Annotated in this window: 14 protein-coding genes; 4 read left to right on the top strand and 10 right to left on the bottom strand. The window is 37.7% G+C overall.

The window, feature by feature from the left end; genetic code table 11:
• Positions 1–27: 27 nt before the first annotated feature.
• From DFR56_RS13140 to DFR56_RS13110, 7 genes are all read right to left on the bottom strand, one after another.
• On the bottom strand, positions 28–657 hold the full coding sequence (locus tag DFR56_RS13140; RefSeq protein ID WP_280523459.1) for a sugar transferase: 630 nt from the start codon (positions 655–657) through the stop codon (positions 28–30).
• Positions 657–1,718 carry a DegT/DnrJ/EryC1/StrS family aminotransferase gene (locus tag DFR56_RS13135; RefSeq protein WP_377725692.1) on the bottom strand — a complete coding sequence of 354 codons (1,062 nt, stop codon included), beginning with the start codon at positions 1,716–1,718 and terminating at the stop codon, positions 657–659. Before DFR56_RS13135 ends, DFR56_RS13140 begins: the two co-directional genes overlap by 1 nt.
• 78 nt (positions 1,719–1,796) lie before the next feature.
• A complete protein-coding gene (gene galU, locus DFR56_RS13130; protein ID WP_110395907.1) occupies positions 1,797–2,690 on the bottom strand; it encodes a UTP--glucose-1-phosphate uridylyltransferase GalU in 894 nt (297 codons plus the stop codon).
• 28 nt (positions 2,691–2,718) lie between these two features.
• Positions 2,719–4,551: a nucleoside-diphosphate sugar epimerase/dehydratase gene (locus tag DFR56_RS13125; RefSeq protein ID WP_110395906.1), complete on the bottom strand. Its 1,833-nt coding sequence runs from the start codon at positions 4,549–4,551 to the stop codon at positions 2,719–2,721.
• Between the two features lie 123 nt (positions 4,552–4,674).
• Positions 4,675–5,445 (bottom strand): tyrosine-protein phosphatase, encoded by a 771-nt coding sequence (locus DFR56_RS13120; protein ID WP_110395905.1) that lies wholly within the window; start codon positions 5,443–5,445, stop codon positions 4,675–4,677.
• A 245-nt stretch (positions 5,446–5,690) separates the two neighbouring features.
• The gene (locus tag DFR56_RS13115) at positions 5,691–6,386 is read right to left on the bottom strand and encodes a CpsD/CapB family tyrosine-protein kinase (RefSeq protein ID WP_110395904.1); all 696 of its coding nucleotides are present in this window, start codon (positions 6,384–6,386) and stop codon (positions 5,691–5,693) included.
• The gene (locus DFR56_RS13110; RefSeq protein WP_110395903.1) at positions 6,352–7,134 is read right to left on the bottom strand and encodes a YveK family protein; all 783 of its coding nucleotides are present in this window, start codon (positions 7,132–7,134) and stop codon (positions 6,352–6,354) included. Before DFR56_RS13110 ends, DFR56_RS13115 begins: the two co-directional genes overlap by 35 nt.
• Before the next feature lie 764 nt (positions 7,135–7,898).
• Between DFR56_RS13110 and DFR56_RS22995 the strand changes: the two genes are divergently transcribed.
• From DFR56_RS22995 to DFR56_RS23480, 3 genes are all read left to right on the top strand, one after another.
• Entirely contained in the window at positions 7,899–9,962 is a 2,064-nt protein-coding gene (locus DFR56_RS22995; RefSeq protein WP_158525640.1) for an NlpC/P60 family protein, read from the top strand.
• Positions 9,963–10,471: 509 nt separating this feature from the next.
• Positions 10,472–11,011: an Rpn family recombination-promoting nuclease/putative transposase gene (locus tag DFR56_RS23485; protein WP_244916514.1), complete on the top strand. Its 540-nt coding sequence runs from the start codon at positions 10,472–10,474 to the stop codon at positions 11,009–11,011.
• 28 nt (positions 11,012–11,039) lie between these two features.
• Positions 11,040–11,372 (top strand): hypothetical protein, encoded by a 333-nt coding sequence (locus DFR56_RS23480; RefSeq protein WP_244916513.1) that lies wholly within the window; start codon positions 11,040–11,042, stop codon positions 11,370–11,372.
• A 196-nt stretch (positions 11,373–11,568) separates the two neighbouring features.
• On the opposite strand, the gene DFR56_RS13085 is transcribed toward DFR56_RS23480, so the two are convergent.
• Positions 11,569–12,252, bottom strand: coding sequence for an MOSC domain-containing protein (locus DFR56_RS13085; protein ID WP_110395902.1), 684 nt, complete (start codon positions 12,250–12,252; stop codon positions 11,569–11,571).
• Between the two features lie 557 nt (positions 12,253–12,809).
• Positions 12,810–13,895 carry a 3-phosphoserine/phosphohydroxythreonine transaminase gene (serC, locus tag DFR56_RS13075; RefSeq protein ID WP_110395900.1) on the bottom strand — a complete coding sequence of 362 codons (1,086 nt, stop codon included), beginning with the start codon at positions 13,893–13,895 and terminating at the stop codon, positions 12,810–12,812.
• Positions 13,896–13,981: 86 nt separating this feature from the next.
• Here serC and DFR56_RS13070 point away from each other — a divergent pair, with 86 nt between their 5' ends.
• Positions 13,982–14,878 (top strand): LysR family transcriptional regulator, encoded by an 897-nt coding sequence (locus DFR56_RS13070; RefSeq protein ID WP_110395899.1) that lies wholly within the window; start codon positions 13,982–13,984, stop codon positions 14,876–14,878.
• A gap of 185 nt (positions 14,879–15,063) precedes the next feature.
• Here DFR56_RS13070 and DFR56_RS13065 read toward each other — a convergent pair whose 3' ends face one another.
• On the bottom strand, positions 15,064–16,317 hold the full coding sequence (locus DFR56_RS13065) for a serine hydroxymethyltransferase (RefSeq protein ID WP_110395898.1): 1,254 nt from the start codon (positions 16,315–16,317) through the stop codon (positions 15,064–15,066).
• Positions 16,318–16,383: the final 66 nt, after the last annotated feature.

Genomic DNA, 16,383 nt, shown 5'->3' with positions numbered 1-16,383 from the left:
CGCTCCTAACTATTAAGGTTATTTACTTTAATTTCCTGTTCCTTTAAACCTCTCCATAGTTACTGTTTCACTTTTATTTACTCCCTCTCTCCTAAACACCTTAAAGAAAGTTTGAAGTATTAACTTACAATCATATAAAAAGGATATATTTTCAAGATATTCAATATCAAACTTAAATTTATCTTCCCAAGGAATTTCGTTTCTCCCTTTAACTTGAGCTAGCCCTGATAATCCTGGTCTAACTTCATGCCTCCGTTTTTGTTCAGAATTATAAAGCGATAAATATTCCACCAATAACGGCCGAGGGCCAATTATAGACATATCCCCTCTAATAATATTAATAAGCTCTGGCAATTCATCTAAACTTGTGCTTCTCAAAAACTTACCAAATTTAGTATGTCGCATTTCATTAGGTAGTAACTCCCCATCCTCATCTCTCTCATCCGTCATTGTCCTAAACTTATACATTGTAAATATCTTTTCATTCAGCCCAGGTCTCTCTTGCTTAAAAAGCACAGGACTTCCTAGTTTCGTTCGCACAAGTATAGCGACAACAATAAATACAGGGCTTAAAACGATAAGAGCTAGCAAAGATAAAATAAAATCCATCGGCCTTTTTATGATTTTTCTATAAATACCACCTTTGGAATTTTTCATTACTTATTCCACAACTCCTTAATAGTCTCTACAACTCTCTTCAAATCCGTATCTGTCATCTTCGTGTCAGATGGCAAACAAACCCCGTTCTCAAATAACTTTTCAGAAACACCTTCTCCAACAAAGGTATACTTCTCAAAATATGGCTGGAGATGCATTGGTTTCCATACTGGTCTTGACTCGATATTTTCAGCTTCCAATGCGCTAAATATATCACTAGGTCGCACTTTCCCCATCACCGTCATTGAACTTAACCAATAATTTGGTTCATCCAATTCATTTTTGGGCATAAACTCTACATCTTCAAGATTTCCGAGCCCTCTCTGATAAAAATCGAATATGTATTTCTTTTTTGCAACTCGCTCATCTAGAATTTTTAACTGGCCTCTGCCAATTCCAGCTACAATATTACTCATACGGTAATTAAATCCTAATTCACTATGTTGATAATGCCTTGCTTGATCTCGCGATTGTGTTGCCCAAAATCTCGCCTTAGCAATGCGCTCCTCATTTTTCGAAACAAGCATCCCTCCACCTGAGGTAGTAATGATTTTATTTCCATTGAATGAAAATATTCCATAATCTCCAAATGTTCCAGTATGTTGTCCTTTGTAATATGTACCTAGCGATTCCGCAGCATCTTCTATAACTACTACATTATGCTTTCTACATATCTCCATAATCTGATCCATATCCGCAGATAATCCATATAAATGTACAACAATTACTGCCTTAACTTCTGGATATTTTTCAAAAGCTTCTTCTAAAGCATTTGGGCACATATTCCAAGTAGTATAATCACTATCTATGAAAACAGGAATTGCATTTTGATAAATAATAGGATTTGCTGTAGCTGAAAAAGTGAGAGACTGACAAAAAACTATATCATTTTTTTCAACGCCCGCCGCTTTAAGCGCTAAATGAATAGCAGCTGTTCCAGATGATAGAGCAGCTGCTGATTTAGAACCAACTTTGACTGCAAACTCCTTTTCAAACTCATCAACATTTTTTCCTAGTGGTGCTATCCAGTTTGTATCAAAAGCTTCCTTTATATATTCCATTTCATAACCTTCATCACTCAAATGTGGTGATGAAAGAAAAATTCTATCTTCCAAAGGGATAATCTCCTTTAACTAGATTTAGTCTATAAATAAATTATGCATTGATTTGATTTTTTCTAACTTCTTTTCAAGAAATTTATATAATTCATCTTTAATTTCATCATTTTGTAATGCAAATTCAATCGTCGTTTCAATAAACCCTAACTTCTCTCCTACATCATACCTTTTACCTTCAAAGTCATACGCGAAAACTTTTTCTGTTTCATTCAACGCTTGAATCGCATCTGTTAACTGAATTTCTCCACCCGCGCCAATTTCATGTTTATCAAGATGAGTAAATATTTCTGGTGTTAACACATAACGACCCATTATTGCTAAGTTAGATGGAGCTGTTCCAAGTTTAGGTTTTTCGACAAATTCCTTCACTTGATAACGACGACCTTCATTTGTACAAGGATCAACAATTCCATATCGATCTGTTTCTTCATCGGAAACTGTTTGTACCCCTACAACAGAACTGCCTGTTTCTTCATATTGGTCAATAAGTTGTTTAAGTCCAGGTGTCTCAGCTTTTACAATATCATCACCTAAAAGAACAGCAAATGGTTCATCACCAATAAACTTGCGTGCACACCATACCGCATGCCCAAGTCCTTTTGGTTCTTTTTGACGGATGTAATGAATATCTACTTCGGCTTGTTTTACTTTTTTCAGTAAATCGGTTTTTCCATTTGATTTCAGACTTGTTTCCAACTCAAAGTTCGAATCAAAATGATCCTCAATTGCTCTCTTTGTTTTTCCAGTAACAATGATAATATCTTCAATTCCTGATTCAATTGCTTCTTCTACGATATATTGGATTGTAGGTTTATCAACGATTGGTAACATCTCTTTCGGCATTGCTTTCGTTGCTGGTAAAAAGCGTGTTCCTAATCCAGCAGCAGGAATAATTGCTTTTTTAATTGGCTTCACGATAGAATTCCTCCGTAAATTTTTTCTGTCAAGACCCCTTGGCCGTTAACATTTCCCTTTCCATATAAACGACATTCATTAACGCGTCTTTCAGTTCCGAACACTCATATGTATCAAATCGTTCCATTAATTCTTCAAGATATCGCCGCTCGACTTCTACTGTTCGTCCAACATAAATTTTTTCATACACTTGTCCAGGTAAAATTTCATCTTCACCGAGAAGTTCTTCATACATTTTTTCTCCAGGACGAATACCTGAATATTTTATTTCGATTTCATCTTCCGTATAGCCAGATAATTTAATCAAGTTCTTTGCAAGATCAACAATTTTAACAGGCTCTCCCATATCAAGAACGAAGATTTCTCCGCCTTTGGCTAGCGTCCCTGCTTGAATAACGAGTCGTGACGCTTCTGGGATTGTCATAAAATATCTTGTCATTTTCGGATCTGTTACGGTCACTGGCCCACCTTGTTCAATTTGCTTTTTGAAAAGCGGGATGACACTTCCTCGACTACCAAGTACATTTCCGAATCGAACTGCAACAAATTTTGTTTGACTATTTGGATTTAAACATTGCACGATCATTTCCGCAATTCGCTTCGTTGCACCCATGACATTTGTAGGGTTTACTGCTTTATCCGTCGAAACAAGTACAAACGTGTCGACTCTAAAGGCATCCGCCGCTTCTGCGACATTTTTTGTTCCTATAATATTGTTTTTCACAGCCTCATGTGGATTATATTCCATTAACGGAACATGCTTATGTGCTGCAGCATGAAAAATCTTTTTTGGTCTAAACATTTCTACGATCTCAAACATACGGGCACGGTCTTGTACATCTCCGATAACTGGAATAATCTCTACATCAGATTGTCCATATTTTTGGCGTAGTTCCATATCAATCGAATAAATACTGAATTCCCCATGTCCGACGAGAACTATTTTTCCTGGTGAGAAGCGCATTAGCTGTCTACAAAGTTCTGAACCAATCGAACCTCCTGCACCTGTGACCATAACTGTATGCCCTGTGATCGTATCTTTGATTGAATCAATATCGAGTTCTACTGGTTCACGACCGAGTAGATCTTCTACCTCGACGTTTTTTAAATTACTTACTGAAACTCTACCAGTCATTAAATCTTCTATTTTTGGAATCATTTGTACTTTTGCTTTTGTTTTATTACAGTGATCGATTATTTTATTTAATTCCCCATTTTTCAAAGAAGGGATGGCAATAACGATATGAGCAATATTGTTTTTTGTGACAATCATTGGGATATCTTTTACCGAGCCGACAACTGGTAAATTATACACTTGCATCCTTTGCTTCGCAGGATCATCATCGACAAATGCAACAGGCCATAACTCTGAATTATTATGTTCATTATTTAATTGTCTAGCAATCATTGCCCCCGCATCACCTGCTCCAACGATTAATGTTCGTTTTTTCGTATCGGATCTTGTTATGTATCGAGCACGGAACACACGCCAAAAAAAGCGCGATCCGCCAATTAAAATGATATGAAGCATCCATGTGACGAGTAGCGCTCGACGATATGGCGTAAAATCATTGATTAACAATTGAATGATTGCAGCCGATAATATAGTTAATGAAACTGCTTTTACGATAGCAACGAGTTCTCCGACGCTCGCATAGGCCCACATTTTATTGTATAAGTTATAAATAAAAGCGTAGATGTGGTGAAAGAATAATAACGCAATCGCTGTTATGATGATAACGGTACTCTCGTAATTGATCGTTGCATATGGATACACAATCCAAAGGGCAATAAAAATCGCGATACTTACAATAACAGAATCGAGTAAGATAAGTAACGCAAGACGATTTTTATATGTCACAGTTCTACCTACTTTCTCCACTTTATGATCACACGCGTCTCTTTTTACCTTACATTAAACATATCATAAAGAGTATACATAAATTTGGTTTTCTGTAAAATTTAGCATTGTTTTTACATTGGACTAAAATAGCCCGAACAATTTCTTTCGTTTTGAACGGATTGGTGACGGTTCAATTCGATTTAAGTTCATATTTTCAACTAGTAGATTACTATTTTCTAACAACAGATAATACATATCTATGCCATACTTATTTTTTACTACTTCGAATGCTTCACGTAAATGAAACCCTCTAGTCGTTGTGTTATGTGCGTCCGATGCAATCAGATGGGTTAAATTGGCCTCGATTAATTGAAGGGAAAAGTCTTGGATCTTTTTCCCGAATTTACCGACAACACTTGCCGCTGTCACTTGGGATAGAGCGCCTTTTCGTACGAGTTGATACATCTTATCATGGTTTTCTAATAGTTCACGATTTCGCTCAGGATGGACGATGACTGGCTTGATTCCAACAAGTTGTAAATCGTAGAAAAGTTGTTCCGTATAATGTGGTACGGAATCTGATGGGAACTCAACTAGTAGATATTGTGAATCATTCACAAGTTGAATTTCGCCTTTTTCATAATCTTCTATTATTTCTCCGTAAATCCGCACTTCCTGTCCTGGTAATACGGTCAGTGGAATATTTTTCGATTGAAAAAGATCATTCAATACTGCTACATGTTTGACAATATCTTCTTTATAATTATCATATGTTCGATTTTTATGGTGAGGTGTTGCAACGATTGCTGTAATTCCTTCTTCGATTGCAGCTTTGGCCATGTCAATACTCTCTTGTTCGTTTTCTGCCCCATCATCGATGCCTGGCAGTATATGACTATGGATATCGATCAACGTGAGTCCCTCCTTTAATGTGTGAAACGTTTCACTAGCATATGTTAGTTTTAGGCACTTAGAACCATTTCCCTTTTAAAAAAATGATTAATTTAACAATTTTAAACAAAATGTTTACTTTAGTCTATCAAAATGTGACAAATTAATCTAGCTTTTAGCTAAAATTGGCAAATAGGTTACCTCTTAACACTTACCTCTCCTTTTCTAAGCAGGAAAACCCTCCCTAAGTACTGAGAGGGTTTTATTTAAGCTCCGTAATAATAATAATAATTTGAATTGTCTTTCGTACGGTCATTAAGAACTGCTCCAAGTAGTCTCGCTTTTGAATCTCTCATAATCTCAACTGTTCTTTCCGCTTCTTCCATATTTGTATTACCACTTCTAACAACAACAAGCGATCCGTCAACGATATTAGCCAAAATTTTTGCATCTGTCACCGCAAGTGCTGGCGGTGTATCAAATATAACAAAATCATACAATTGTTTTGCATGTTTAAGCACTTCTTCCATCCGCTTTGATGCAAGTAATTCGGATGGGTTCGGTGGAATAGGCCCACATGACAAAATGTCTAAATGATCGACATCTGATTTACTAATGGCGCCTTCTAATGTACTATCCCCTATTAACACATTACTTAAACCTCTTAAATTGTCGAGACGGAATGTATAATGTACAGTCGGCTTTCTCAAGTCAGCATCTATAAGCAATGTTCTTTTTTCCTGTTGTGCATATACGACGGCTAAGTTTGCCGCTGTAATCGATTTTCCTGCAGCAGCTCCAGCTGAAGTAATTAAAATAGAATGTAATGGTTCATCAACAGACGAAAATTGTAAGTTCGTTCTAATCGTTCTGTATTGTTCTGAAATGGGGGAACGTGGGTTCAATTTTGTAATTAGATGGCGCATCTTACTGTTGGGTGCCGGTTTTTTTCGATTGAACATGTGCAAATCCCCCTTGTTTTACTGGATTATTTATGGTAGATGGATCAAGACGAATATCTTCTGCTTCCATTGTCGAGATGACCCCTAAAATTGGTAAGCCTAATTTTTCTTGGACATCTTGTTCTGTTCGTACAGACGTGTCTAAGTATTCTAATAGAAAGGCAACTCCTACCCCAGCCATCAGTCCGAGCACGATAGCGATTGCGATATTAAGGGTTGGCTTCGGTTCTACTGGCGATGGATTTTCCTTCGTTACTGCTTCTGACAAAATTTTAACATTATCTACGTTCATCAAGTCCGGAATACGGTCTTGAAATACTAGAACCGTTGTGTTTGCAATTTCAGTCGCAAGTTTTGGATCTGGGTCTTTTACTGTAACGGTTACAACTTGTGAATTTTGTTCACTCGATACTTGAATATTACCTGCAAGCGCCTCTGGTGAGGTGGATAGTTTAAGTTCATCAATTACTTCGGTTAAAATAGCATTACTCGTGATGATAACATTGTATGTATTAATGAGTTCAACGTTTGTCCGAATCGTATTTGTGTCAACTTGAATCCCTTGGTTCGAATCTTCTTTCAGGCTTTGGTTGACAATAAATTGCGTACTAGATTGATAGATTGGTGTTAATATAAAAAAACTAACGATCGCCGCAATGAGTGCAGCTGCTGCCGTAAATGAAACAATAAGAAGAAGCCTCTTTTTGACTACTTCGAATATTTCCTTCAAAGATATCGTTTCTTCCATTTCTGTACCTCCGCTAATATTCTTTTACATCACTTTTTCAATATATAAATTGCTTTTACAGTAAATAATTGCATCATATAACACTCTAACATAGTACCAAATATTTATAAGAATTTAAAGGGAAATTACCTTTATTTATTACAAAGTTTCACATAGTTATGTACTTTTTCATAGGTTTATGTCGGAAAATGGATTATTTTGTGAGTTTAGTCGGGTTCCTCATGTATCGATAACCTCATTTAGTTCGTGGGTATAATTACCCTTATGGAATTTTTAGATTTTTCTATTTTTATAGGCAAAAAGTATTTTTGTTCATTTATGGGTATTATGATTCATTTTGTGCGAAGTTATTGTATATTGTGTAGTAAAAAAGGTAAATGGATGCTATAATAAGTAGGACTTATTATTCTTACACAACCGAATTTATAGGGATTTTATCTGACTCTCTTATGGGAGTATGTCGAAATTATCACTAGAAATTAAGGTAAATAGTGGTTTATTTATTTAGCGTAAGGGTATATATGCTTAAGTCTAATTTTGTACAAAGGGATTTTTCCGCATAGTTTTATGGTATTTTTTTATATTTTCGTAGGATTAGAGTCGAATAATGGCATGATAGTATGGAAGTTTTTAAACTATTTTGGAGGAAGAGTAAGAGAAAGTTTTAATAGAAAATGGAATTTTTTTAATTCGTAAGATGTTTTGGAATGTAATTAATTTTTTAATATAAATCTAATGTGCTTCTATTGGAAAGGAGAATATCATTGTCTAATACAAAGAAATTCATGTCTGTCACCGCATCAGCGGTAATTGCATCGTCACTTGTCGCAGCAGAGGAAGCAGATGCATCAACTACAAAAGTGAATCCAAGTGACTTCCCATTGGATATTACTCAGACTTATGACGCAAAGTCATGGCAAAGCATCATTTCCAAGCTTACTTATCCTAATCATTCGCTTGACGATAGTAGTCTAGGCGGTCAGGCGTATACGATTGATAAAGATGCAGTGGAAAAAGCTCTAGCCGCGAAGAAGAATGCAGAAAAAGAGCCACGTACATACACAGTAAAAAGCGGCGACACACTTAGCGAAATTGCGTATAATAACGGGATTTCAACAGAAGAATTGATGGAACTAAACAATTTAGAATCAACACTCATTTTCCCTGGGGACAAGTTTATTGTTAGTAAAGGTGCTGGTGATGTAGAAGTTGATCGGACGGTTGCGTCTGAGACTGAATCAGCGAATGATGTGGGGGTTGCGGGTGCTGAGGTTGCCAGTGCAGCGAGTAGTCAAGTAGATACTGATAACACGCTTGTTGCTAATATGCGAACGGAGGCTGAGAATCCGCTTGTTGCCTCCCTTGAATTTGAGTCGAATGAGGTAGAAGCAAATGGTGCGTCTGCCGACGACTCGGAGTATGGGCCTACCGTTGTCATTGACTTAGCCGAACTTGATGGAGATGACGATGCTACGGATTCACTTGACAATGCGGATGGTGCATCGGATGTATCGAATGCGTCGGCATTTGTTGGAGTAGGTACATTGACTACTTCCCTTAAAAGCGAAGTTGCTTTCGGAAATAGCGATGCTCGCACTATCGATTACGCTGTTGCTTCTGATGAATCACTAGCTGCGATCAGTAGTAAATTTGGTGTCTCCGTTTCAAATTTACTCATTTGGAATAACTTAAGTCCAAATTCACCAATCGCTGGAGCAACTTTAACCATTCATATACCAGAAGATAAAGAGCCAACTGCAGTTGTTGCTGCACCAGAACCAGTTGTTGAGGAAGTTCCCGAGGCACCTGTAGTAGCAGCAGTGGAAGTCGAAGAACCACCAGTGGTAGAAGAACCAGTCGTGGAGGAGCCTGTTGCAGAGGAGCCAGTAGTTGAGGAACCTGTGGAAATTGATATACCAGAGGAACCTGCTGAAGAACCTGAGCCGATTGTAGAAGAGCCTGAGGAACCTGCGGATGAAGAACCTGCTGAAGATATCGAAATTGAAGAAGAACCTACTGATGAGTCCGATAATGACATAGATGTTGCAGAAGAGGACGAGCAAGAAGTTGCTGAGGATGCTGGTGAAGATGTTTCGACAGAAGTGGACGAGCCTGCTGAAGAAGACGTAGATTCAAATGAACCTACACCAACTCCAGAACCGGAGGAAGAGGCTGAGTCGGAGCAAGAGGATAATCAGGTAAACGAACCGCAGCAAGAAACAAATACAGAGGCGAATACACCTGCACAAGAAACAACTCAGCCAAAAGAACAGGCAAAGCCTAAGGAAGAGCCAAAACCGCAACCAGAACAAAAGCCTAAAGAGGAACCTAAACCAGAGCCTAAGCCTGAACCTAAGCCGGAGCCGAAACCAGAACCTAAGCCTAAACCTAAGCCAGAGCCAAAACCTGAGCCAAAACCTGAGCCTAAGCCTAAGCCAGAAGAACCAAAACAGGATACTAGCTACAGCCCTAGCACTTTAGTAAACACAGCCAAATCTGTAATGGGTACTCCATATGTATGGGGCGGCTCTTCAACAAGTGGATTTGACTGTAGTGGATTTATCCACTGGGCATTAAACAACTCAGGAAAAGAAATGAGTCGTATGTCAACAGACGGATATTACAACCGTTCTTATATTGTTAACTCACCTGAAGTTGGCGATCTTGTCTTTTTCGAAGGAACATATAGATCAGGCATTTCCCATATGGGAATTTATGTTGGCAACAACCAATTCATCCATGCCAGCTCATCCCAAGGCGTTACAATCACTAGCCTTGACAACCCATATTGGAGCCAACATTTCCATAGCTTCAAGAAATTCTATTAATAGATTATCGAAAACTCTAGCAGATTTGCTAGAGTTTTTTTATGATTGGTTGGAACTTCTTATTTCTAACAGTCGCATAAAGACTTTATTGCTTGCATATTTTTTTGCGTACTTGCTCCGCACTTCTATGCTGTTTTTACGCACTTGCGCTAGAAATTTCAGCAATCGCAATCAGGGTTTGCGCACTTTTTTAAATTTTTCCGCACTTGTATTAAAAATTTACGCACTTTATGTTATTTTTCCGCACTTACATATGAACTTTCCGCAAAAGACCCAAGATTTTGCGCACTTTCAGAAAATTTTACGCACCCAAAGTAATTTACTAGTTTTTAAATACTCTCGAAATTGCTCGCTTGTTTTTACACGTCACCAGATTTTCCTACTTGTCTCTTCTTTCATTTTTTACTAATTACCCCGAAGAGAAACACTTGTTCTCATTATTGTTTTGTATTATACTATTTATAGAACTTCATCATGATACTCATCCATTAAGAGAGGGGTGTGTTATAATGATTTCAACAAGCGTTTCAACAACATGGAACAATTTTTTAATCAAAGAAAATTCCTCGCAGTATACGAAGCACGATCTTTTATTCAAACAACTAATCAATGAATTTTTTGAAGAGTTTCTTGAAGCATTTTTCCCAGAATTTCATGCACAAATCGATTTCCAACACATTACTCCCATACCTGAAGAAATATTCACTAATTTAATTGATGGTGAAGTGAGGAGACTTGATATTGCCGTCAAAGTAAAGTGGAAAGAAACAGATACATTAATTATCATCCATATTGAACCTCAGAGTTACGAGCAAAAAACTTTTAATAACAGAATGTTTAAATATTTCAGCTTGCTTTATAATAAATTTCATAAACCAATTATCCCAATTGCGGTTTTCAGTTACGATGAAAATTGGGAGGAAGATGTATTTAATATGCAGTTTTTGCATTTGAAAGTCTTACATTTTCAATATTTAAAAATTCATTTACGAAAGCAAAACTGGAGAAAATTCATGAAAAAAGATAACCCTATATGCTGCATTACTTAGCAAAATGGGCTTTAGCTATAAGGAGCGAGTGCAAGTAAAGCTTGAATTTATGCAAATTTTGGCTCGTCTACAAGTAAATAAGGCACAGCACAGATTACTTTATGGATTTTTTGAATCTTATTTGAAATTAACTAAAGAAGAGGAGGAAATGTTTGTGAAGGAGGCTAGAAAGCTTGAGGATGCTGATAAGATTTTAAAAATTCCTATTTCTTATGAAGAAGAAGGAAAGAGACTAGGAAGGGTACACGGAAAAAAAGAAGTTGCTCTAGAAATGTTAAAAGACGGCTTTCCTATTGATAAAATAAGCAAATTAACTCGATTAACTAATGACGAAATTGAGCAATTGAAACAGTTAATGTAAGAAATGTAGCATGAATGTTGGTTATTTTCTTAATTATTGCTATCGTTCCCCAAGATCGCAACGTTACGGAAAATTTAGTAAACCCGTAGTTTTTAACGCCCGTAGGAAGAAGAAAATACGGGCGTTCCTCCATTGATCGATCCTTACATTTATTTTCCTAGTGAAATTAATTAACTAAAAATCGAACATTTCCATTTCATTCATTACCTGTTAATCTTTTCAGTGGATCGGTTTCTTTACCCTCTAAACGTTTTAAAAATGTTTTTTTCCAATTTGTTGATAGTTCTTCCACTTCGAGTAACTTATTAATACCCTCGATATCCTGCTTATCATGGTGCATGATACGATTGGCATATGAAACGGTAACTGCTAAGGGATGAGAATAAATACGGATTAAACCATCTAATTTTGACACAGCTCCTTCTTCCAAAACTCGAAGGTAATATCCGGTAAAACCAGTTTCTTGAACAATCAACGGCAATTCTCGCATGTCATACTTTACGGACAGTTTATAACACGGCTGTCTTGGTTGGCTAACTTGAACAGTGGCATTTCCAAGTTTAAATATGTCACCAATACAAACTTCCGTTTCCACTAATCCCTCCGTCGTTAAATTTTCTCCAAATGCTCCATAACTTAACGACTGTTTTAAAGTATTTTCATAAAACGGATAATGTTCAATCGGAAAAACACAAACAGCCTTCTCTTTTCCTCCATGGTGCACAAGGTCACCTTGACCATCACCTTCAAAATTTACCGAAGATAGATATACTGATTCTTCGATAGGTGCCTTAAATATTCCTGTAGCAATATTTTTATTTTTAAATGGCACTTCGATTGGCTTCCCTACATTGATTGATAATATTTTATAATATTCCATCAGAACGACCTCAACTTTCGTATGTGATGATTTTTTATAGTTTGTAGTTGCGACCTAATAAACTGATGAGCTGATTGGTAATAAAAGCACATAAAATATACGGAATCCCCTCAGTTGGCGCTCAGCACTCCATATTGCTTGCTCAAAATTACTGGATGGGTCATTTTTCTCCGTAATGAGCATATGGCCTTCCGCAATTGTATAGGAAATTTCGGCAATGACACATATGTTTTACGCAATTGTGTATGAAATTTACGCAATGAGCCTAAGTTTTCCCGCACTTGTGTGTGGAATTTCCGCAATGAACCTAGGTTTTTCCGCACTTGTGTATGAAATTTCCGCAATGAACCTAAGTTTTCCCGCACTTGTGTGTGAAATTCCCGCAATGAGCCTAAGTTTTCCGCACTTGTGTGTGAAATTTCCGCAATGACACATGTGTTTTACGCAATCGTGTATGAAATTTCCGCAATGAACCTAGGTTTTCCCGCAATCGTGTATGGAATTTCCGCAATGAATGCTCCAGATTCCGCACTTAAAAAATGAACGAAACCTTTTTCCTACCCAAATCGCTTTTGAAAGTCATCCATAAAGTCTGTTAGGGCTTTGCATTGTTCATAGGGAACTGCATTATACATCGAAACACGTAGATGCCCTGCATCCCTATGCCCTTTCAAGCCTACAAATCCATTTTCCTCTGCTTGTCGTAAAAATTCCTTTTCCAATTCGTCATTCACAACGCTAAATGTAACATTCATCATTGATCGGCTTTCTACATGTGCAAGTCCGTTGTAAAATCCTTCACTATTGTCGATCGTGCGATAGATCAAATTGGCCTTTAGTTGGTTACGCTGTTCCATCCCTTTCACACCACCGTTTTTTTGAATCCATTTCAACATTAGGTTTACCATATATACAGCAAAAACAGGAGGTGTGTTGTATAACGAGTTCTTTTGTGCATGAACCTGATAATTCATCATATTAGGGATACTGTTAGGAATCCGGTGCAATAGCTCGCGTTTGACGATGACAACTGTGACACCAGAGGGTCCTAAGTTTTTCTGGGCGCCGGCATAAATAAGGGAAAAATTTGATACATTTATTTCCCGGGACAAAATATCACTAGACATATCTACAATCAGTGGTATTTCCCCTGTGCTAATAAAATCGCGGTACTGAGTTCCCGCTATTGTTTCATTGGATGTGAGATGAACGTAAGCCGCTTCTGGATGAATTTTCAATCCTTGAAGGTCAGGAACTTTTCGAAATTGATCAGCTTCCGAGCTTGCTAAAATTTCCGTCCGTCCTATTTTTTTTGCTTCCTCTACTGCTTTGTGCGACCATGTCCCGCTCTCTATATAGTTCGCGACGCGTCCTTCCGTTAAAAAATTCATCGGTACCATCGCAAATTGCGTGCTTGCGCCTCCTTGCATAAATAGCACGTCATATTCGGATGAAATCCCAAGTAGTTCTTTCAACAATTGTTGCGTTTCTTCATTGATTTGTTCATATTCTTTACTTCTATGTGATATTTCAAGAACGGATAAACCAGTTCCTTGCAAGTCACGAAGTTCTGCCTGTACTTGCTGCAAGACTTCTAATGGAAACATTGCCGGTCCTGCGTTGAAGTTATATACTTGTTTCATTTCTACTCTCCTTTAATAGCTTTTTTTAATTGTTTATTTTATAATGATTGTTACACCCTATCATTTTGACGGGAGGAGAATGTTTGATGGAATTAAAGCAATTAGAATATTTTATGATGCTTTGTCAAGAACTGCATTTTACCCGTGCTGCTGAAAAGCTTGGCATTGCTCAACCGTCGCTAAGTCAGCAAATTGCTTTGCTTGAGCACGAGGTTGGCACTCCTCTGTTTGATCGCGTTGGCAAAAAAACGATTATGACAGAAGCCGGAAAAACGTTACAGCATCATTGTTACAATGTGTTCCATGAGCTCTCACAAGCCCGGGCGGCGATTAGTGAAATTCAAGGATTAACAAGGGGTACGTTGAAAATCGGTGCACTCCTTACAGTAGTCAATTATTTACTTCCGCCAACAGTAATGAAATTTCACAACAGTTATCCTAATGTAGAGCTGTCCATTCTCGGTCTGCGAACTGGTGATATTTACACCGAACTCTTGCAAAACAAACTTGATTTAGGAATCGTATTATTACCGATGGAGCATGATGATCTGGAAACGATCCCGCTCTATAGAGAAAATCTTGCTCTTGCAATACATGCCGATCATCCTGTTGCACAGGAACCTTTTGTTACACTGGAAATTTTAAAAGAGGTTCCATCCATTCTATTACCGAGTACGTATTTCATGCGCAAACTGATTAATGACAAATGCCGCTCGCTTGATTTCACACCAGAGCCAGTGATGGAAATGACGACAATGGAATCAATTATGAATATGGTTAAAAATAAAGTTGGTGTGACCATTTTACCGAAAGCGTATCTTGATTATGTGAATCATGAACAGATTAAGACGATACCTATTCAAAATCCTGAGCTTACTACCCAAATTGGTATTGCTTATCGGAAAAATAAACATTTATGTGCGGCGAGCCGTGTATTTATGGAAGAATTAATTAAGACGGTCAAAAGTGAACGTTTTAACTAATTTTCTACTATACTACTCATTCCCGCTGAATAAATGGGGGCAGAAATTCTGCCCCTATCATCGACAACACCTAATCTCGAAAATATGCGCTCATTTTTTCCTAAAACTTTTATCGGCATTGTCTACCAATTCAGCTATTTTAAACTCTCCCTTATCCTAGTCGCTTACGCACCGACGATCCTTCCCTACCTCACACTCATTCCCTGTTCATATAATGGGAATTGAGAAGTTATCTCTTTTACCTTTATACTCATTTGTGCCTGTATACTTGAATGATGTGGATATTTTAAAACTTGTGCAATGATTTTAGCAATCATTTTCATCTCTTCTGTTCCCATTCCTCTAGTTGTTGCGGCTGGTGTTCCAACCCGAATCCCACTCGTAACATTCGGGCTTGCCGTGTCAAAAGGAAGGATATTTTTATTAACGGTAATGCCGATCTCATCAAGCAAGTATTGTGCCTCTTTTCCAGTAATTCCGATATTGCGAAGATCTAGAAGGATTAAATGGTTATCTGTCCCGCCTGTAACAACATGGAGACCTTCTGCCATTAATGCTTCTGCTAAAGTTTTTGCGTTTTGTAGTACTTGTTTCATATAGGTGATAAATTCAGGGTGGGCATTTTCTCCAAAACCGACCGCTTTTGCTGCAATCATATGCATCAATGGACCACCTTGTATAGTAGGAAAAACTGCCTTATCAATCTTTTTGGCCCATTGTTTTTTGCATAAAATAACCCCACCCCTTGGTCCGCGTAAAGTTTTGTGGGTCGTAGTTGTGACAAAATCGGCATACGGAACAGGGTTAGGATGAAGACCAGCTGCAACAATTCCCGCAATATGTGCCATATCTACTAAAAACAGTGCATTTACTTCTCTAGCAATCTCGGCAAATCGTTCAAAATCAATTGCCCGAGGATAAGCACTAGCTCCTACAACGATCATTCTTGGCTTGTGCTTCCGTGCTAGGTCTCGCACTTCGTCATAATCAATAAGCATCGTTTGCTTGTTCACTCCGTACTGGATAAAGTGATACAATTTTCCAGACATATTGACAGGACTTCCATGTGTTAAATGCCCTCCATGAGAGAGGTTCATTCCAAGAATCGTATCGCCAACTTCTACTGCGGAAAAATAGACCGCCATATTTGCCTGAGCTCCCGAGTGAGGTTGCACATTGGCGTGTTCTGCACCGAAAAGTGCCTTCACTCTCTGGCGTGCCAATTCTTCTACGACATCCATATATTCACATCCGCCGTAATATCTTTCTCCAGGATAACCTTCCGCATATTTGTTTGTTAGGACCGTTCCCATTGCCTCCATTACCGCTTCACTGACAAAATTTTCTGAAGCGATCAGTTCAATGTGATTCCGTTGTCGTTCAAGCTCTTTTTTTATCGCCACATCAATCAGAGAATCTTGGGTAAGTAAATGGTTCATTGTATCAGCCTTCTTTTTTAAAAATTTTCAGGTAATTATATTAAAAAATCACAAATTGAATTCTAT

Origin of the sequence: Pseudogracilibacillus auburnensis (assembly GCF_003201975.1) — a bacterium.
Classification (GTDB): domain Bacteria; phylum Bacillota; class Bacilli; order Bacillales; family Amphibacillaceae; genus Pseudogracilibacillus; species Pseudogracilibacillus auburnensis.
Note: the sequence above shows the minus strand (reverse complement) of the source record. Positions and strands in the feature narration are given on the sequence as shown.

What these genes read in the sequence shown, in the direction of transcription:
- DFR56_RS13140 (WP_280523459.1), bottom strand. Translation starts at nt 657, where the DNA reads ATGAAAAATTCCAAAGGTGGTATTTATAGAAAAATCATAAAAAGGCCG.
- DFR56_RS13135 (WP_377725692.1), bottom strand. Translation starts at nt 1,718, where the DNA reads ATGGAATATATAAAGGAAGCTTTTGATACAAACTGGATAGCACCACTA.
- DFR56_RS13115 (WP_110395904.1), bottom strand. Translation starts at nt 6,386, where the DNA reads ATGTTCAATCGAAAAAAACCGGCACCCAACAGTAAGATGCGCCATCTA.
- DFR56_RS13110 (WP_110395903.1), bottom strand. Translation starts at nt 7,134, where the DNA reads ATGGAAGAAACGATATCTTTGAAGGAAATATTCGAAGTAGTCAAAAAG.
- DFR56_RS23485 (WP_244916514.1), top strand. Translation starts at nt 10,472, where the DNA reads ATGATTTCAACAAGCGTTTCAACAACATGGAACAATTTTTTAATCAAA.
- DFR56_RS13085 (WP_110395902.1), bottom strand. Translation starts at nt 12,252, where the DNA reads ATGGAATATTATAAAATATTATCAATCAATGTAGGGAAGCCAATCGAA.
- serC (WP_110395900.1), bottom strand. Translation starts at nt 13,895, where the DNA reads ATGAAACAAGTATATAACTTCAACGCAGGACCGGCAATGTTTCCATTA.
- DFR56_RS13070 (WP_110395899.1), top strand. Translation starts at nt 13,982, where the DNA reads ATGGAATTAAAGCAATTAGAATATTTTATGATGCTTTGTCAAGAACTG.
- DFR56_RS13065 (WP_110395898.1), bottom strand. Translation starts at nt 16,317, where the DNA reads ATGAACCATTTACTTACCCAAGATTCTCTGATTGATGTGGCGATAAAA.